Origin of the sequence: Azoarcus sp. DD4 (genome assembly GCF_006496635.1) — a bacterium.
GTDB lineage: Bacteria > Pseudomonadota > Gammaproteobacteria > Burkholderiales > Rhodocyclaceae > Azoarcus.
The window spans coordinates 1,022,635-1,037,851 of the sequence record NZ_CP022958.1 but is presented as its reverse complement, the minus strand read 5'-3'; the positions used below and the strand labels follow the sequence as shown (position 1 = coordinate 1,037,851).

Here is a 15,217-nt window from a genome sequence, read left to right as displayed (position 1 = left end):
CAGACGCCGGGGGCACCGGCACCGCGGCCTCTCATGCGCAGCTTCGCATTACCCGCCCCGATACGGCCGACCACCATCGAGGCCGCGGAAACCTACTCCGTCGTAGTGAACAAGGTTGCGATCGAGTCACTGCTGTTTGCCCTTGCGCGCGACAGCGGACTCAATGTCGACATTCACCCCGGCCTGCAGGGCAGCGTCACCCTCAACGCCATCGATCAGACCCTGCCCCAACTGCTGACGCGCATCGCCCGTCAGGTCGACATGCGTTTCGAGCTGAATGGCCCGAACCTGATCGTCATGCCCGACAGCCCGGTCCAACGCACCTACCGGGTCGACTACGTCAATCTCAGCCGCGGGATGAACGGCACGGTCGCCACCAGCACCCAGATCGCCACCACATCCACGGCGGTGGGTGGGACGCGGACCGGCGGTGGCGGCAACGCCTCGGTCACGCAGATCGAATCCAGCTCGGCCAACCGCTTCTGGGAGTCGCTGGAATCCAGCATCCGCGCCGTTCTCGGGGTGCCGCCCGATTCATCCGCGGTGGTCGCCAATCGGGAGGGCGGAGTGCTGATGGTCAATGCCAGTGGCCGCCAGCATGAACGGGTCGGCGAATTCATCGACCACATCCAGCGCGCCGCCCGCCGCCAGGTGATGATAGAAGCCACCATCGTCGAGGTCGCGCTCGGCGACGGCTATCAGCAGGGCATCGACTGGCGCAGGCTCGGCTCGCCGGACTGGAAGGTCGAACCACGTGGCAGCGGCGACGGCAGCGGCATCGTGCCGACCCTGTCCTATCTGTCCGGCAACCTCGACATCAAGCTCGACCTGCTCGAAACCTTCGGCACCACCAAGATCCTTTCCAGCCCCAGGCTTTCGGTACTCAACAACCAGACGGCCATGCTCAAGGTGGTTGAAGAAGTCGTCTATTTCCTGGTCGATGCCTCGACCACCGAGTACGAAGACAGCAGCCGCGAGAAGATCACCGCGACCACCACGCCGCAATCGGTCTCGGTCGGCATGGTGATGGCGCTTACCGCGCAGATCAGCGAGAGCGGCGAAATCATCCTCAATGTACGGCCGACGATCTCCAGCATTTCCGGCTTCAAGGACGACCCCAATCCCTCGCTGCGCGACATTCCCAATCGCGTGCCGCAGATTCGCACTCGCGAAATCGAATCCGTGCTGCGCCTGCGCAGCGGCGAGATCGCGGTGCTGGGCGGTCTGATGGAAGACAAGATCGATTACGACACCGGCCGCATTCCGCTGCTCGGCCGCCTGCCCCTGCTCGGCGAAGCATTCACGCATCGCGACAACGCGGTGAAGCGCACCGAACTGGTCATATTCCTGCGGCCCGTCGTCATCGACGACCCCACACTTGCCGCGGGCTTCGCCGGCCAGCGCCGGCACCTGCCGGCAGCCGACTTCTTCCGCGTCGCCGCCCCCCACGGCCAGCCGCTGCAGTTTGGGGAGGCCGGACAATGATGGCAGGCCTCCTTCGCAGTGCCAGCTCGCGCCCGGGTCAGCGGCAGGCAGTGCTGCTCGGCATGCTCCTGATCCTCGCCGCAGCAGTTCCCGCCCTCGCCGACGATCCTGGCGGCCCGGCCCCGCCAACCGGCCTGGGACCGATCCAGCGCAAGCCCATGCCCGCCGACACGTCGTCACCGTCACAGTTGGCCTACGCTGCCTTCCGCGATGGAGATCTTGCAACTGCGCACCACCACTATCAGGAACTGCTGCGACGCGACCCCGCCAGTGTCGAAGCGAGCAACGGCCTGGCGAGTCTGGCGTTGCGCGAAGGCCGCCCGGATGAAGCCATCGCCTGGTTTCGCCACAGTCTCGTCCTGGCGCCCCTCGACGCGCTGGCGCACAGCCGGCTGGTCGACCTCGACCACACGCTCCACCCCCGCGACGCCGAATCGCGTCTGCGCCGGCTGATCGCCCACCAGACGCACGCAGCCGTACTTCACTTCGCGCTCGGCAATGCACTGGCGCGACAAAGTCGCTGGGCCGAAGCCCAGCAGGCCTACTTTCAGGCCCATACGCTGGACGCCGACGATCCCGACATCCTGTTCAATCTTGCCGCCAGCCTCGATCAACTTCACCAAAGGCTGCCTGCGGCCAACTTCTACCGTCTTGCCCTGGCTGCAGCGCGCCAGCGTCCCGCCTCCTTCGATCCACTGACGGCAAGCGGAAGACTGCAGGAGCTCGAACAGCCGTGACGAACAGCTCCGCCCACCTCGAGCCAGCCGGCGATAGCGGGACGCTGGACCAGGCATTGCTGGCGGCCGGCCTCGTCAGTAAAGACCAGCTGCGGATCGTCCGGCTGGAGCAGGAGCGCCGCCAACGCCCACTGGTGACACTGCTGGTGGAGCTCGGCTTCGTCTCCGAAGGCACACTGCGCGACACCTTGTCACAAGCAGTCGGCCGGCGCAGCATCGACCTCGCCCAAGTCATCGCCGACACCGAGGCGCTAGCCCGTGTCCCCTTCGAATTCGCCCGCCGGCACCGTGTCCTGCCGCTTCACTTCGACAGCCGACGTCGGGTGCTGACGATAGCAACCGCGGAGGCGGACGACAGCGTGGTGATCGACAAGCTGCGGTCCTTGCTGGCAGACGGCACCGATGTCGAGAGCATGCTGGCCGGCGCCGCCGAGATCGGTCGTGCGATCGAACGCTACTACGGACACCCCCGGTCCATCGACAGCATCCTGCACGAACTCGAGACCGGCGAAGTCGACCTGCGCAGCATGGCGACGGGCGCGGACAACTACAGCCAGCCGATAGTCCGTCTTGTGGACGCGCTGCTGATCGATGCCGTCAAGCGCGAAGCTTCCGATCTCCATTTCGAACCAGAAGCCCACTTTCTCCGCATCCGTTGCCGCATCGACGGCCTGCTGCGCCAGACCCACGCCCTGCACAAGTCCTACTGGCCGGCGATGGCGGTCCGGATCAAGGTCATGGCCGGCCTCAACATCGCGGAAACACGCGCGCCGCAGGATGGCCGCATCAGCCTCGACATCAACGGCCATGCGGTGGACTTCCGCGTTTCCTGTCTGCCCACCCTGCACGGCGAGAATGTCGTGCTGCGCATTCTCGATCGCAACAAGGGCATCGTTCCTCTCGACGCGCTCGGGCTCACTCCACCCAACTTCGACGCGCTCGAGCGCATGATCGCCCGGCCCGAAGGTCTGATCCTGGTCACCGGCCCGACCGGCAGCGGCAAGACCACGACGCTGTATTCCGTACTCGGCCATATCAACACCGAAGACCGGAACATCATGACCCTGGAGGATCCGGTCGAATACCCGACCCCGTTGCTGCGCCAGTCCTCGATCGCCGAAGCCAGCCGCCTGAATTTCGCTGACGGCGTGCGCGCCATGCTGCGCCAGGATCCGGACGTCATCCTGGTCGGCGAGATCCGCGACGCCGACACGGCGGCGATGGCGCTACGCGCCGCCATCACCGGCCACCAGGTCTATTCGACCCTGCACACGAATTCCGCGATCGGTGCCCTGCCGCGCCTGCTCGACCTCGGAATTCGCGCCGAACTGCTCGCCGGCAACATCGTCGGCATCATCGCCCAGCGCCTGGTGCGCAAGCTCTGCCCCCACTGCCTGGAAGCCGTCGAAGCCGAAGCCTGGACCGTGCCACTGCTCGGTCTCGCCGCAGATGGCCAACCAGCCACGCGCTACCGCGCGACCGGCTGCCGCCTCTGCGACTTCCAGGGCTACCGCGGGCGCGTGGCCATCATGGAAATCCTGCGCATGGACGCGGAACTCGACGAACTCGTCACCCGCCGCGCCAGTCAGCGCGAAATCCTCGCCCACGCCCGCAACCGCGGTTTTCGTCCGCTCGCCGAGGACGGCCTGCGGCGGGTACGCGACGGCAGCACCTCGCTGGAGGAGCTGCTGCGTGTGATTGATCCCGGCTTCACCGGACACTGACACCCATGCCGCGCCACCGCTACCGCGCCGCCAGAGCCGACGGTCGGCTCCAAAGAGGAAAGATGGACGCGCTCAACCTCGCCGAACTCGAGGCGCGCCTGGCGCGCATCGGCCTGGTCCTGATCAACGGCGAGCCGGTCCGCGCACGTCGCCTTCCCGGCCGGCGCATTCCACGGCGCGACCTGGTCAGCCTCTGCTTCCATCTCGAACATCTCCTGGCTGCCGGCGTGCCCATCCTCGAAGGACTGGCCGACCTGCACGCCTCCACCGCCGAACCACGCTTGCGCGAGATCGTCGGTACCGTCGCTGCAGGTGTCGAAGGCGGTCAGACACTGTCGGCGGCATGCGCCGCGCATCCCGAAGCCTTCGATGCCGTCTTCATCTGCCTGCTGCGTGCCGGCGAACAAGCGGGCCGCTTGCCGCAGGTGCTGCGCGACCTCGCCGCATCGCTTGAGCAGGCCGACGCACTGGCCGCCTACACCCGCCGCATAGCCATCTATCCCGCCTTCGTCGGCACCTTACTGCTGGCGGCCGTCGGCGTCGCACTGGTCTTCGTCATTCCCGAAGTGGCCCGTCTGTTCCAGAGCATAGGGCAGACGCTGCCGCTGCAAACGAGGATGTTGCTAGCCCTGTCGGCTTTCGTCGGCGAATACGGCGCCTTGCTCGTATTCGCCGCACTCGCGACGGTCATCGGATTGCGCGCCGCCATCGCCCACGCCCCCTCGGCGCGCGCTCGCTACGACGCGGCCTTGCTGCGTCTGCCGGTCTGCGGCCCACTGCTGAGCAAGTTGCTGCTGGCGCGCGTCTGCAAGCTGCTCGGGCTGATGTACGAGGCCGGTATTCCCATCATCGATGCCCTGCACACGGCAGCAGACACAGCCGGCAACACCGTCGTCCGGCGCAGCCTGCGCGAGGCCGGCGAGCGCATCGATTCAGGCCACGATCTCAGCAGCGCAATCGCCGCTGCGGCGCTCTTTCCACCGCTGCTGGTGCGCATGCTGCACGTCGGCGAACACAGCGGCGCCCTCGACGTCGCGCTCGGCCACCTCGTCCGCTACTACGAACGCGAGGTGCAGGACTCCATCCAGCGCATGCAGGCGGCCATCGAGCCGCTGCTCACGGTAGTGCTCGGCGGGCTGATGCTGTGGATCATGAGTGCCGTGCTCGGCCCGATCTACGACATTCTCGGCCGGCTACCCCTCTGAGGCACCGCACATGTCCGCCCCGCACCTGCTCCTGCTCGACACGCACGGCCTGACCATCTGGCAAGCCAGGGGGCGCAGCTTCGATGCGGTCGTGCACTTTTCGCCCGGCAGCGACGGCCCGCCGGCATTCGCCGAATGGCTAGCCGCGCGAGCCGGCTCCAGTCGCCTGACATTGATCGTCGACCTGCCGGACGAAACCTACGAGCTGGAGCACCTGCCCCGAGCCCGCGGCAGCGACCGCGAAGCACTGATTCAACGCCGCCTGGACCAGCACAGTTTCGGCAGTCCCTGTGGCGCAGCCCTCTCGCTTGGCACAAGCACCGAAGCCCCGCCCTATGAAAACGTGTTGCTGTGCTCTCTGCCCCGCCCCGAGCCGCTCATGCCCTGGCTGGCCGTCCTGGCCGAACAGCAGGCGCGCGTCACCGGTGTTCATCTCGTCGCCGTGGTATTCGACCGCCTGATGAGCCGGCTGGCGCGCCGTCACCCGGAACTGCAGGGGCGCTTCCTGCTCGTCAGCGAGCACGCCGGGAGCATGCGACACAGTCTTTTCGAACACGGGCGCCTGCGCTACTCAAGGCTACTTGCGGCCACCGACACGGGTGCCCTGCAACGCACGCATGCCTATCTCTACGCCCACGATTTGATCGAGCACGGTGCGAACCTACGTGTTGTCGAACTCCTGTCGCAACGACACGGCGCCCCCTGCCCCCCGCAGCCCGCGGTCAGCGCCGGGATCGAATACCAGACGCTGGAATCCCGGTCGCTGTGCCGCGAGCTCGGCATCGACTGCACCGACGAAGCAGATGCGAGCGTGCTGCTGCTCCTGAATCAGGCGCTCCGCCCTCGCGGCCTGCCCCATTGCGCGCCAGCGGCGGTGCGCCAGATCGATCGACTTCATCGCCTTGGCCGTCGCATTGGCGCGGCTGGCTTCGGCATTGGTATCGGTGCCGCACTACTCTCCGCCTGGCTGGCCGCCGGCAACCAGCATCATGCGGCGCGAATCAACGATCTGACTACGGCAGCCAACCGCCAGCAGCTCCGCCACGACAGCCTGCTCGCAAGCCTGCCGCCCCTGCCCGCCCCGCCGGGGGCCTTGGGTCAAGTACTCGACACGCTGACGCAGCAGACCGCGCTGGACGGCGATCCGCAGCACCTGCTCGCTGCGCTGGGCGACGCGCTCGACACGCATCCGGCCATCGCATTGCGGACGCTGACCTGGAGTCGCGCCCCGACGCCCAACGCGCGGGCCGGCGGGGCAATGACGCTTGCCGTCGCACTGGAAATTCCCCCAGCGGAGAGCGATCCCACCCAAAACCTGGCCACCCTGCGGAGCAGCATCCTGGCGCAGCTTGCCCGGCGTGACGACATCCGCACCGTCCTGCGACCGCGTCCGGCCAGCCATCCCCAGGCCCCCATCCTCGACCATCAGTCCGGCTCGTCTGGCGGACTGCATATCGAACTTCAGGATCGTCGCCAGGAGCAGGAGCCCTCATGATCAGCCGCATTCCGCTCCCGCTGCGCCTGCCATTGCTGTTCGCACTCATCACAGCGCTGGCTGGCGGTGCGCTGGTGGCAGCGACGCAGGCCGAACATCGCCAGCTGGATCACGCACTGGCCGACGCGCAAGCGGTACACGACAACGCTACCCTGCGGCTCGCACAGCTCGAAGCCAGCGCCGCCCAGCTGCGCGGCTTTGCGACACGCTACCGGGCACTCGTGGAGCGCGGCGTGGTTGCAGCCGACCATGAGGCGCTACGCGACGCCGCCTTGCATCGCATCCTCGCAGAGCACGGAATCGCTGACGGCGACTACACGGCAAGCACACCGCGCCCGCTGTCACCCCAGGGCGCGAATCTCCCGGTCCTGATGGCCAGCACCATCAAGCTGCACGCTACCGTGCGCCATGAGCAGGCCCTGCTGGATCTGCTGGATACACTGCGGCATGAAGCATCGGCCGCAGTGAGCGTCCGCGGCTGCGCCGTCGAACGCCTGCCATCAACGGAGGTGGCCGCCGCAATGGCGCTGCAGATTCGTTGCGAGTTTGCCTGGTTGAACATCCGACCGCCGGCCGGAGAGGCATCGTGATCCGCCGGCTGACGTTGCTGTCGCTCGTCCTGGTCAGCACGTCCGGAGTTGCCGAACCACGCGTCGCGCCAACACTCGGCCGCCTGTTCTTCACGCCGGCCGAGCGCGCTGCGCTCGACCGGCCGTCCGCTCCCGCGCCAGCCCCGGCGGCAACGGACACACTGCGCATCGATGGAGTACTCCGCAGCCGCAGTGGCCGCAGCACCATCTGGATCAACGGCAACGCGCAGCAGCCCGACGAACGCCTGAAGGTCGACGGTTCGCGCCAACTCCGGCTCATCGCCACCGATACACCGAGCCGGCCGCTGTACATCGGCGAAAACCACGTCTGGCCAGGCGGTGAGCGCATCGATCCGCTGCCCGACGTCCAACGGCACGACTCGACGGCTGTCGCCTCCGAACACAGGGTCGCCGCACCATGATCCGGGCGCCACGGGGAGCGTCCGAACAGGACGGTTTCGCCGCCATCGCCCTGTTGCTGCTGGGTGCGATGGCAGCCGTCGCCCTGCTGCTGGCACATCGGGATCTTGCCGCCATCGCGCGCGGCCACGCGCAGGCACGCAGCATCGCCGTCCTCGCCGAAGCACGCATGGCGCTCGCCGGCTACGCCCTCAGTTACCCGGAGCGCCACCCCGGCCAGGGCTATGGCTACCTGCCCTGCCCGGACGGCGACAACGACGGCTCCCCGGCCGGTGCCTGCGGCGCGCGCGGACTAGGGGCGATCGGCCGCCTGCCCTATCGGACACTCGGCCTTGGCGATCTGCACGACGGCTGGGGCGAATGCCTGTGGTATGCCGTCGCCGACAGCGTCAAGAACAACCCCAAGCCCCTGGTACTGAACTGGGATTCCGCCGGGCAGTTCGACGTCGTCGCGGCCAGCGGCGTCCGGCTCACGCTCGACGATTCGCCACCGGCACGTGCTGTCGGCGTTGTCCTCGCCCCCGGCGGCGCGCTTCCCATGCAGCAACGCCCCTACCTCCCCGGCAGCCGTTGCAGCGGCAGCACTTCGGCCGACACCGACCTTGCCGGCTATCTCGACGCGGCCTATCCCGCCAAACCTTCCGGCGTGCACAGCGTGCAGCAGGGCACGACGGACAGCGTCGCCAACAACGACCTGCTGTCCTGGCTGACGGTGGATGACATCTTCGACGCCTTGCGTCGCCGCAGCGACTTTGCAGCCTTCATCGACACGGTCATCGACCGCGCGGCAGCAGCGCTCGCCACCGCAAGCCACCAGCACGACTTTGTCGCCGTCCATGCCGACACACAGCTCGGTACCATGGCCGGCGGCGCACTCCCGACAGCCGCCGCACTCGGTCTCACCGACGCGGCGGCCGACGCCCACGACAACTGGCGCAACCAGTTCCGCTTCCTGCTCTGCATCGGTGGCGAGGCCTGCATTGCGGCCGAACTCAGCGAATCGGCCACGGCGCCGAACGAAACCATGATCGAGCACTGTCGGCTCGCCCTAATCTTCGGCGGCGAACGCATCCGCAGCCAGCCGGGCCGCCAGACCCGGGCTACGGTCGCCGACCGTGCCGACCACCGCAACTACTTCGAAGGACCGAACCCGGCCGTGCTGGCGAGCGGCGAAGGCCTGCTCGCCGGTCACCGTCATTTCGCGATCGCCGAGCCGGCGCGGCCTGCCCATGAGGACGTGATCCGGTGCCTGCCCTGACAAACCACCCCAGCTATCCCTCCCGTCACCACGCTGGCGGATTCACCCTCGCTGAGCTGGCGGTCGTGCTGGTTGTCATCACACTGCTGGCCGGCGGCCTGCTGCTGCCGCTGGAGGCCCGCCTCGACGAGCAAAAACGCCGCAGCACGCTCGGCCAGCTGCACGACATCGAACAGGCGCTGACGGGCTTCGCCATCATCCACGGCCGTCTGCCCTGTGCCAGCCTGGAGTCCGACCCAGCCAGCCCCGGCTACGGTCTGGAGAGCCCGCCCCCTTGCGACGACACCGTCGAAGGCCGCCTACCTTGGCGCAGCCTGGGCCTGGAGCCGACCGATGCCTGGGGCAGCCCCCGCGCCACTGCCACCGCCCCCTGGACCGGCCACTGGCGCTACCGGCCGGACGGCGCCTACAGCCGCGGCGACGCGCCGATACGCGCGGACACAGTCCCTGTCTCCAATCTGCAGATATACGACCACGACGACCACGCGATCACGGTCACCAGCGAATCGCGTGCGGTCGCCGTCGTGTACTCCACCGGACCGAACCAGCGCGCCGACGGCCGCAACGCGAGCTACTCGAGTGCGCATCCAGCCTACCAGGCCGGCGAAGCCACCGCCGAATTCGACGACCTGCTGATCTGGCTGGGCCAACCCTTGCTGATTGCGCGGCTGGCCCAGGCGGGCAGGCTGTGACGTGCACGCCGATCGTCTTCCCTTGCCACCTTCCCGGAGTCCCCTACATGCGAACATCCCAAACCGGTTTCACCCTGGTCGAGATCGCCATCGTCCTCGTCATCATCGGCCTGATGCTGGGCGGCGTCCTCAAGGGCCAGGAGCTGATCAACAGCGCCAAGGTCAAGAATCTCACCCAGGACTTCCGCAGCATCCCGCTGCTGTTGCACAGTTACCAGGACAAATTCCGCTCCGCCCCTGGTGACGACGCAAATGCAAGGCGCCATCTGTGCCAGGCTGCCGCTACCGAATGCACCACGAACGGAAACGGCGACGGCCAGATCGGTGGCAACTGGAACGACAGCACCAATTCGGAGGCCTTCCTGTTCTGGCAGCACGTCCGCATGGCCGGACTCGCGGCCGGCTCCACCGATGCGGCCGACGCGGGCTACCTGCCACGCAACGCGGAAGGTGGACGGCTTGGAGTGCAAAGCATCGGCGCAGCCGCACCGCTCGGCGTGCCCGGCACGCACACGATATGCTCGGCAGCCATTCCCGGGCGCTTCGTCCGCCAGATTGACCTCGCACTCGACGATGGCGAACCGGCGACCGGCAGTCTGCGCGCCGGCATCCAGGGCAGCACCGGCCTGAGCGCACTCGGAGCGGCAACACCGCTCGACGAAACGCTCAGCTACGTGCTCTGCCTCGGCTTCTGACCAAAGCCGACATGTCGTCCGCTCACCCGCCCTTGAGCAAGCGTTGTTCGGCCAGCTCCAGCCCCTGCGGCAGGCCGAGCAGCACGACGACATCGCCTTCGTGGATGCGCGTCTCCGGGCCCGGCGACAGCCCGCGGATGCCGTGCCGACGTACCGCCGACACGCCGACGCCGAACTCGTCGAGCCCAAGCTCGCCTATGGTGTGGCCAATCGAAGCTGCGGCCGACGGCACCGTCACCGAATGCAGCCGCGCCTGGCTGCTGTCCATGGCCTCGCCGACGTCCGTCGCGCCATGGAAGAAGCCACGCATCAGGGCATAGCGCTGATTGCGGATATCGCGGATGCGCTTGACCACCCGACTGAGCGGAACACCGATCAAGGCCAGCGCATGGGAAGCCAGCATGATGCTGCCTTCGAAGGCCTCAGGCACCACCTCTGCCGCGCCGCCAAGCGACAGCTTCTCCATGTCGGCTTCGTCGGCCGCCCGCACCACGATAGGCAAGCCAGGTCGCAAGGCATGGGCATGGTGCATCACGCGTAGCGCCGCCTCGACCTCGGCGAACGAAATCACCAGCGCACTCGCCCGCATGATGCCGGCGGCCATCAGCGTCTCGCGGCGGGCGGCGTCGCCGTAGACCACCGTATCGCCGGCAGCGCCCGCCTCGCGCACCCGTTCCGGATCGAGGTCCAGCGCGACGTAGCTGACGTTTTCCTGCTCGAGAAAACGCGCCATGTACTGGCCGCTGCGGCCGTAGCCGCAAACGATGATGTGCTTGTCGGTATTGAGCGACTGCGCCGCCACCCGCGTCAGCTCCATCGACCGCAGCAACCACTCGGACGCAACGAAGCGCATCACCAGCTTGTCGCTCACCTGCACGATCAGCGGCGCCAGCAGCATGGACAGGACCAGGGCGGCGACCGTCACCTGGATCAGTCCTGCCGGCATCAACTTCAGACCGACGATCTCCGACAGCAGCACGAAGCCGAATTCGCCGCCGGCGCACAGCCACAGGCCCGAGCGCATCGCGGTCCCCGGTGGCGAACCGAAGGCACGCGAAGCCGCGAACACGATCGCGAATTTGCACACCAGTAGCGCCAGCACCATGCCTATCACCGCCGGCAGGTTCCAGACGATGGTCTTGACATCGAGGAACATGCCTACGGTAACGAAAAAGAGCCCGAGCAGGACGTCGCGGAAGGGCTTGATGTCCTCTTCCACCTGGTAGCGGTACTCGGTCTCGGAGATCAGCATGCCGGCGAGAAAGGCACCGAGTGCGAGCGACAGCCCGACCAGTTCCGACAGCCAGGCCAGCCCCAGCGTGATCAACAGTACATTGAGCATGAAGAGCTCGCCGGAGCGCCGCCGAGCCACCACGGTGAACCACCAGCGCATGAGACGCGGCCCGAACACCAGCACCAGCGCCAGCAACACCGCTGCCTTGAGCGCGGCCAGGCCGAGCGTCACCGCCAGTTCCTCGGCCGGGCGCGACAAGGCGGGCAGCAGGATCAGCAGCGGCACTACCGCGATGTCCTGGAACAACAGCACGCCGATGATCTCGCGCCCGTGACGGCTGTCGAGCTCCAGACGGTCGGCGAGCAACTTGGACAGGATCGCGGTCGAGGACATGGCCAGCGTGCCGCCGAGCGCGAAACTGGCCACCCAGCCGAGTCCTGTCGTACGTCCGATCAGCAGCGTCAACGCGATACTGCCGAGCACCTGGGCGGAACCAAGGCCAAAAACGATGCGCTTCATCGCATACAGGCGCGGCAGCGAGAATTCCAGACCGATCGAGAACATCAGGAACACCACGCCGAACTCGGCAAGGTGACGCGCGCCCTCGGATTCCGGCACCAGCTTGAGGGCATGCGGTCCGACCATCGCCCCGACCAGCAGATATCCCAGCACCGGCGGCAGGTTGACGCTGCGCAGCACGGCCACCAGCACGACGGCGGCGGCCAGCAGGAGCAGGACGAGATCGAGGGTGTTCAGCATCTGGCGGGGCGGGCTCTTGTCTCGCCGGGCGGCCCGGGAGGGCACCCAAGTTGTTATACAATCGCGGGCCGGCCATCCGAAGCGGATACCGGGCACCAGCAGCCTTACCGACTGCCGATGCGGCGATGCAGCACGGCGGCCCGTTGTCCGGCAGGCCCTGTCCGTCAGGTCCGCAAAGCAGCAGGAAGGCTTTTTGCCGCGTTTTCACCAGTGTAACCGCTCCGCCTGTATGGACCCAATCGCGCCCGACGCTCCGTCACTGCCCCGTGTCGCCGACCTGGCCCGACGCGTACTCCGCATCGAAGCCGCTGCAGTGCTGGCGCTCGCCGAGCGCATCGGCACCGACTTCGAGCGCGCCGTCCAGCTCATTCTCGATAGGCGCGGCCGGGTGATCGTCACCGGCATCGGCAAATCTGGCCACATCGCCCGCAAATTCGCCGCCACGCTTGCCAGCACCGGCACCCCCGCCTACTTCGTCCACGCCGCCGAGGCTGCCCACGGCGACCTCGGCATGATCACGCCCGAAGACGTGGTGATCGCGCTGTCGAATTCCGGCGCCAGCGAAGAGCTGCTGATGATCGTGCCGCTGGTCAAGCGCCAGGGCGCCCGCCTGATCGCGCTCACCGGCCGGCCGGATTCGCCGCTGGCGCGCGAGGCCGATGTCCACCTGGACGCCGCCGTCAGCGAAGAAGCCTGTCCGCTCAACCTAGCCCCCACTGCCAGCACCACCGCCGCGCTGGCGCTCAGCGACGCGCTTGCGGTAGCCCTGCTCGATGCGCGCGGCTTCGGCGCCGACGACTTCGCCCGCTCCCACCCTGGCGGATCGCTCGGCCGCCGCCTGCTGACCCACGTCAGCGACGTCATGCGCCCGGCCGGAGCGGTGCCTGTGGTCGCCGGCGATGCCGCGCTCGGCGAAGCCCTGCTCGCCATGACGCGCGGCGGCATGGGCATGACGATGGTGGCTGATGCGGCCGACAGACCGCTCGGCATCTTCACCGACGGCGATCTTCGCCGTACGCTCGAGAAGGGCATCGACGTGCGCTGTGCTCGCATTGCCGAGGTCATGACGGCGAACCCGCGCCACATCGGCCCCGATGCGCTCGCCGTCGAAGCGGCCGAAATGATGGAACGCCTGCGCATCAGCCAGTTGCTGGTGCTCGATGGCGACGGCAGACTCGCCGGCGCGCTCACCACCCACGACCTCATGCTCGCCAAGGTGATCTGATGACGATGCGTGAAACCGCCGCCCGCATACGCCTGATGGGTTTCGATGTCGATGGCGTCCTGACCGACGGCAATCTCTACTTCACCCCACAAGGGGAAGAGATCAAGGTCTTCTCCAGCCTCGACGGCCACGGTCTCAAGATGCTGCAGCAGGCCGGCATCGAGGTCGTCATCATCAGCGGCCGCAGTTCCAAGGCGCTCGCACTCCGCGCCGCCAACCTCGGCATCTCCGAGCTGCACATGGGCGTCGAGGACAAACGCGCCTGCCTCGACGCGCTCCTCGCCCGTCGCGGCCTGGCCCGTGGCGACGCCGGCTACATGGGCGACGACGTGGTCGACCTGCCCATCCTGCGCGCCTGCGGCTTCTCTGCCACGCCAGCCGACGGTCATCCCTTCGTGCGCGAGCATGTCGGCTACGTCGCCAGCCTGGGAGGCGGTCGCGGTGCGGCGCGCGAGGTCTGCGACTTCCTGCTGGCAAGCCGCGGCGTACTCGATGCCATGCATGCACGCTACCTCGACTGAGCCGGACCTCCGATGCAGACCGCCTATCGACTCTACCCGGTAATCGCACTCGCCCTCCTTGCCGGCGCCTCGGTCTGGCTGGAACGCGTTTCCCGCGACGAAGCGCCAAGCACCGTCGCGCGCCAGCAGACCGGTCCGGATTTCGTCGCCGAGCAGGCCCGCATCGTCGGCTTCGGTGCCGACGGCAGCCAGCGCTACGAACTCGACAGCGAGCGCATCGCCCATTTCCCGCAGGGCGACATCACCCGCGTCGCCCTGCCGCGGCTGGTGCTGACATCCGAGGGACGCGCCACCCGCATCACCGCCGCCCAAGGCGAAGTCTCGCCCGGCGGTGAGCGCGTGGATCTTTCCGGCAGCGTCAGGGTACGCCGCGGAGGAGACGGCAACGGCTCGGATCTGAGCCTCGATACCGAAACCCTCAGCCTGTGGCCCGACGACCACCGCGCCGAAAGCCAGTCACCGGTATCGCTCGTCCAGGGTCGCAACACCGCACAGGCGCTCGGCCTGCGCGCCAACAACCTGTTCGGCACCCTGGAGCTCATCGGTCAAGCCCGGGTCCACCTGCCCCGCCGCCAAGGGAATCCTTCATGAAGACCCATCCGTCCCGCCCCCAGTTGTTCGCCGTCTTGCTCGCGCTCTGTGTCGTCAGCCCGCTCGCCCTGGCCGAACGCGCCGATCGCGACCAGCCGGTCAACATCGAGGCCAACAAGGTCACCGTGGATGATCGCAACAAGGTGCACATCTTCGAGGGCGACGTCGTCCTCACCCAGGGCACGCTCGTGATCAAGGGCGACAAACTCGTCGTCACCCAGGACGCCAGTGGTTTCCAGAACGGGGTTGCCACTGCCGCCGGCCAGCGCCTGGCCACCTTCCGCCAGAAGCGCGAAGGCAGCAACGAATACGTGAACGGCGAAGCCGAGCGTATCGAGTACAACAGCCGCACCGAGAAAGCCAAGCTCTTCGTCCGCGCCAAGGTCACCAGCGGCGGCGACGAAGTCCGGGGCCACTTCATCGAGTACGACTCGATGAGCGAGAACTACCTCGTCACCAACGCACCCGGCGCCGCCCCCACCGCAGCCAGCGGTGATGGCCGCGTGCGTGCGGTGATCCAGCCCAAAAGTGACAACAAAGCGGGCGCCGCAACCGACGGCAAGCCCTGAGAAAACCGCGCAAGAGC

Annotated in this window: 15 protein-coding genes; 14 read left to right on the top strand and 1 reads right to left on the bottom strand. The window is 67.5% G+C overall.

All coding sequences use genetic code 11. The features are described from left to right. The first annotated feature begins 33 nt into the window (after positions 1 to 33). From CJ010_RS04960 to CJ010_RS04915, 10 genes are all read left to right on the top strand, one after another. Positions 34 to 1,485: a secretin N-terminal domain-containing protein gene (locus tag CJ010_RS04960; RefSeq protein ID WP_240794503.1), complete on the top strand. Its 1,452-nt coding sequence runs from the start codon at positions 34 to 36 to the stop codon at positions 1,483 to 1,485. Continuing rightward, positions 1,482 to 2,222, top strand: coding sequence for a tetratricopeptide repeat protein (locus tag CJ010_RS04955; protein WP_141017008.1), 741 nt, complete (start codon positions 1,482 to 1,484; stop codon positions 2,220 to 2,222). Before CJ010_RS04960 ends, CJ010_RS04955 begins: the two co-directional genes overlap by 4 nt. After that, positions 2,219 to 3,946, top strand: a complete 1,728-nt coding sequence (locus CJ010_RS04950) for a GspE/PulE family protein (protein ID WP_141017007.1) — start codon at positions 2,219 to 2,221, stop codon at positions 3,944 to 3,946. The genes CJ010_RS04955 and CJ010_RS04950 overlap by 4 nt, the downstream gene beginning before the upstream one ends. A 62-nt stretch (positions 3,947 to 4,008) precedes the next feature. Then, on the top strand, positions 4,009 to 5,151 hold the full coding sequence (locus CJ010_RS04945) for a type II secretion system F family protein (protein WP_240794502.1): 1,143 nt from the start codon (positions 4,009 to 4,011) through the stop codon (positions 5,149 to 5,151). A gap of 10 nt (positions 5,152 to 5,161) precedes the next feature. After that, the gene (locus CJ010_RS04940) at positions 5,162 to 6,646 is read left to right on the top strand and encodes a hypothetical protein (RefSeq protein ID WP_141017005.1); all 1,485 of its coding nucleotides are present in this window, start codon (positions 5,162 to 5,164) and stop codon (positions 6,644 to 6,646) included. Beyond that, the gene (locus tag CJ010_RS04935) at positions 6,643 to 7,236 is read left to right on the top strand and encodes a hypothetical protein (protein ID WP_141017004.1); all 594 of its coding nucleotides are present in this window, start codon (positions 6,643 to 6,645) and stop codon (positions 7,234 to 7,236) included. Before CJ010_RS04940 ends, CJ010_RS04935 begins: the two co-directional genes overlap by 4 nt. Beyond that, positions 7,233 to 7,658, top strand: a complete 426-nt coding sequence (locus tag CJ010_RS04930) for a hypothetical protein (RefSeq protein ID WP_141017003.1) — start codon at positions 7,233 to 7,235, stop codon at positions 7,656 to 7,658. Before CJ010_RS04935 ends, CJ010_RS04930 begins: the two co-directional genes overlap by 4 nt. Then, complete coding sequence (locus CJ010_RS04925; RefSeq protein ID WP_205754900.1) at positions 7,655 to 8,914, top strand: hypothetical protein; 1,260 nt, start codon at positions 7,655 to 7,657, stop codon at positions 8,912 to 8,914. Before CJ010_RS04930 ends, CJ010_RS04925 begins: the two co-directional genes overlap by 4 nt. After that, on the top strand, positions 8,902 to 9,606 hold the full coding sequence (locus CJ010_RS04920; RefSeq protein ID WP_141017002.1) for a type II secretion system protein: 705 nt from the start codon (positions 8,902 to 8,904) through the stop codon (positions 9,604 to 9,606). The genes CJ010_RS04925 and CJ010_RS04920 overlap by 13 nt, the downstream gene beginning before the upstream one ends. Positions 9,607 to 9,653: 47 nt before the next feature. Next, positions 9,654 to 10,301, top strand: a complete 648-nt coding sequence (locus CJ010_RS04915) for a type II secretion system protein (protein WP_141017001.1) — start codon at positions 9,654 to 9,656, stop codon at positions 10,299 to 10,301. 22 nt (positions 10,302 to 10,323) lie between these two features. On the opposite strand, the gene CJ010_RS04910 is transcribed toward CJ010_RS04915, so the two are convergent. Then, a complete protein-coding gene (locus tag CJ010_RS04910) occupies positions 10,324 to 12,294 on the bottom strand; it encodes a monovalent cation:proton antiporter family protein (RefSeq protein WP_141017000.1) in 1,971 nt (656 codons plus the stop codon). Between the two features lie 229 nt (positions 12,295 to 12,523). Here CJ010_RS04910 and CJ010_RS04905 point away from each other — a divergent pair, with 229 nt between their 5' ends. From CJ010_RS04905 to lptA, 4 genes are read left to right on the top strand one after another with little or no spacing between them, the layout of a single operon-like run. After that, the gene (locus tag CJ010_RS04905) at positions 12,524 to 13,519 is read left to right on the top strand and encodes an SIS domain-containing protein (protein ID WP_141016999.1); all 996 of its coding nucleotides are present in this window, start codon (positions 12,524 to 12,526) and stop codon (positions 13,517 to 13,519) included. Next, on the top strand, positions 13,519 to 14,040 hold the full coding sequence (locus tag CJ010_RS04900; protein WP_141016998.1) for an HAD family hydrolase: 522 nt from the start codon (positions 13,519 to 13,521) through the stop codon (positions 14,038 to 14,040). Before CJ010_RS04905 ends, CJ010_RS04900 begins: the two co-directional genes overlap by 1 nt. 12 nt (positions 14,041 to 14,052) lie before the next feature. Further along, complete coding sequence (gene lptC, locus CJ010_RS04895) at positions 14,053 to 14,631, top strand: LPS export ABC transporter periplasmic protein LptC (RefSeq protein WP_141016997.1); 579 nt, start codon at positions 14,053 to 14,055, stop codon at positions 14,629 to 14,631. Then, positions 14,628 to 15,200, top strand: a complete 573-nt coding sequence (lptA, locus tag CJ010_RS04890; protein ID WP_240794501.1) for a lipopolysaccharide transport periplasmic protein LptA — start codon at positions 14,628 to 14,630, stop codon at positions 15,198 to 15,200. Before lptC ends, lptA begins: the two co-directional genes overlap by 4 nt. The last annotated feature ends 17 nt before the right edge of the window (positions 15,201 to 15,217 follow it).

Coding starts and splice junctions, on each gene's coding strand:
- CJ010_RS04915 (WP_141017001.1), top strand. CDS start 9,654: ATGCGAACATCCCAAACCGGTTTCACCCTGGTCGAGATCGCCATCGTC.
- CJ010_RS04905 (WP_141016999.1), top strand. CDS start 12,524: ATGGACCCAATCGCGCCCGACGCTCCGTCACTGCCCCGTGTCGCCGAC.
- lptA (WP_240794501.1), top strand. CDS start 14,628: ATGAAGACCCATCCGTCCCGCCCCCAGTTGTTCGCCGTCTTGCTCGCG.
- lptC (WP_141016997.1), top strand. CDS start 14,053: ATGCAGACCGCCTATCGACTCTACCCGGTAATCGCACTCGCCCTCCTT.
- CJ010_RS04960 (WP_240794503.1), top strand. CDS start 34: ATGCGCAGCTTCGCATTACCCGCCCCGATACGGCCGACCACCATCGAG.
- CJ010_RS04910 (WP_141017000.1), bottom strand. CDS start 12,294: ATGCTGAACACCCTCGATCTCGTCCTGCTCCTGCTGGCCGCCGCCGTC.
- CJ010_RS04945 (WP_240794502.1), top strand. CDS start 4,009: ATGGACGCGCTCAACCTCGCCGAACTCGAGGCGCGCCTGGCGCGCATC.
- CJ010_RS04935 (WP_141017004.1), top strand. CDS start 6,643: ATGATCAGCCGCATTCCGCTCCCGCTGCGCCTGCCATTGCTGTTCGCA.
- CJ010_RS04940 (WP_141017005.1), top strand. CDS start 5,162: ATGTCCGCCCCGCACCTGCTCCTGCTCGACACGCACGGCCTGACCATC.
- CJ010_RS04955 (WP_141017008.1), top strand. CDS start 1,482: ATGATGGCAGGCCTCCTTCGCAGTGCCAGCTCGCGCCCGGGTCAGCGG.
- CJ010_RS04925 (WP_205754900.1), top strand. CDS start 7,655: ATGATCCGGGCGCCACGGGGAGCGTCCGAACAGGACGGTTTCGCCGCC.
- CJ010_RS04900 (WP_141016998.1), top strand. CDS start 13,519: ATGACGATGCGTGAAACCGCCGCCCGCATACGCCTGATGGGTTTCGAT.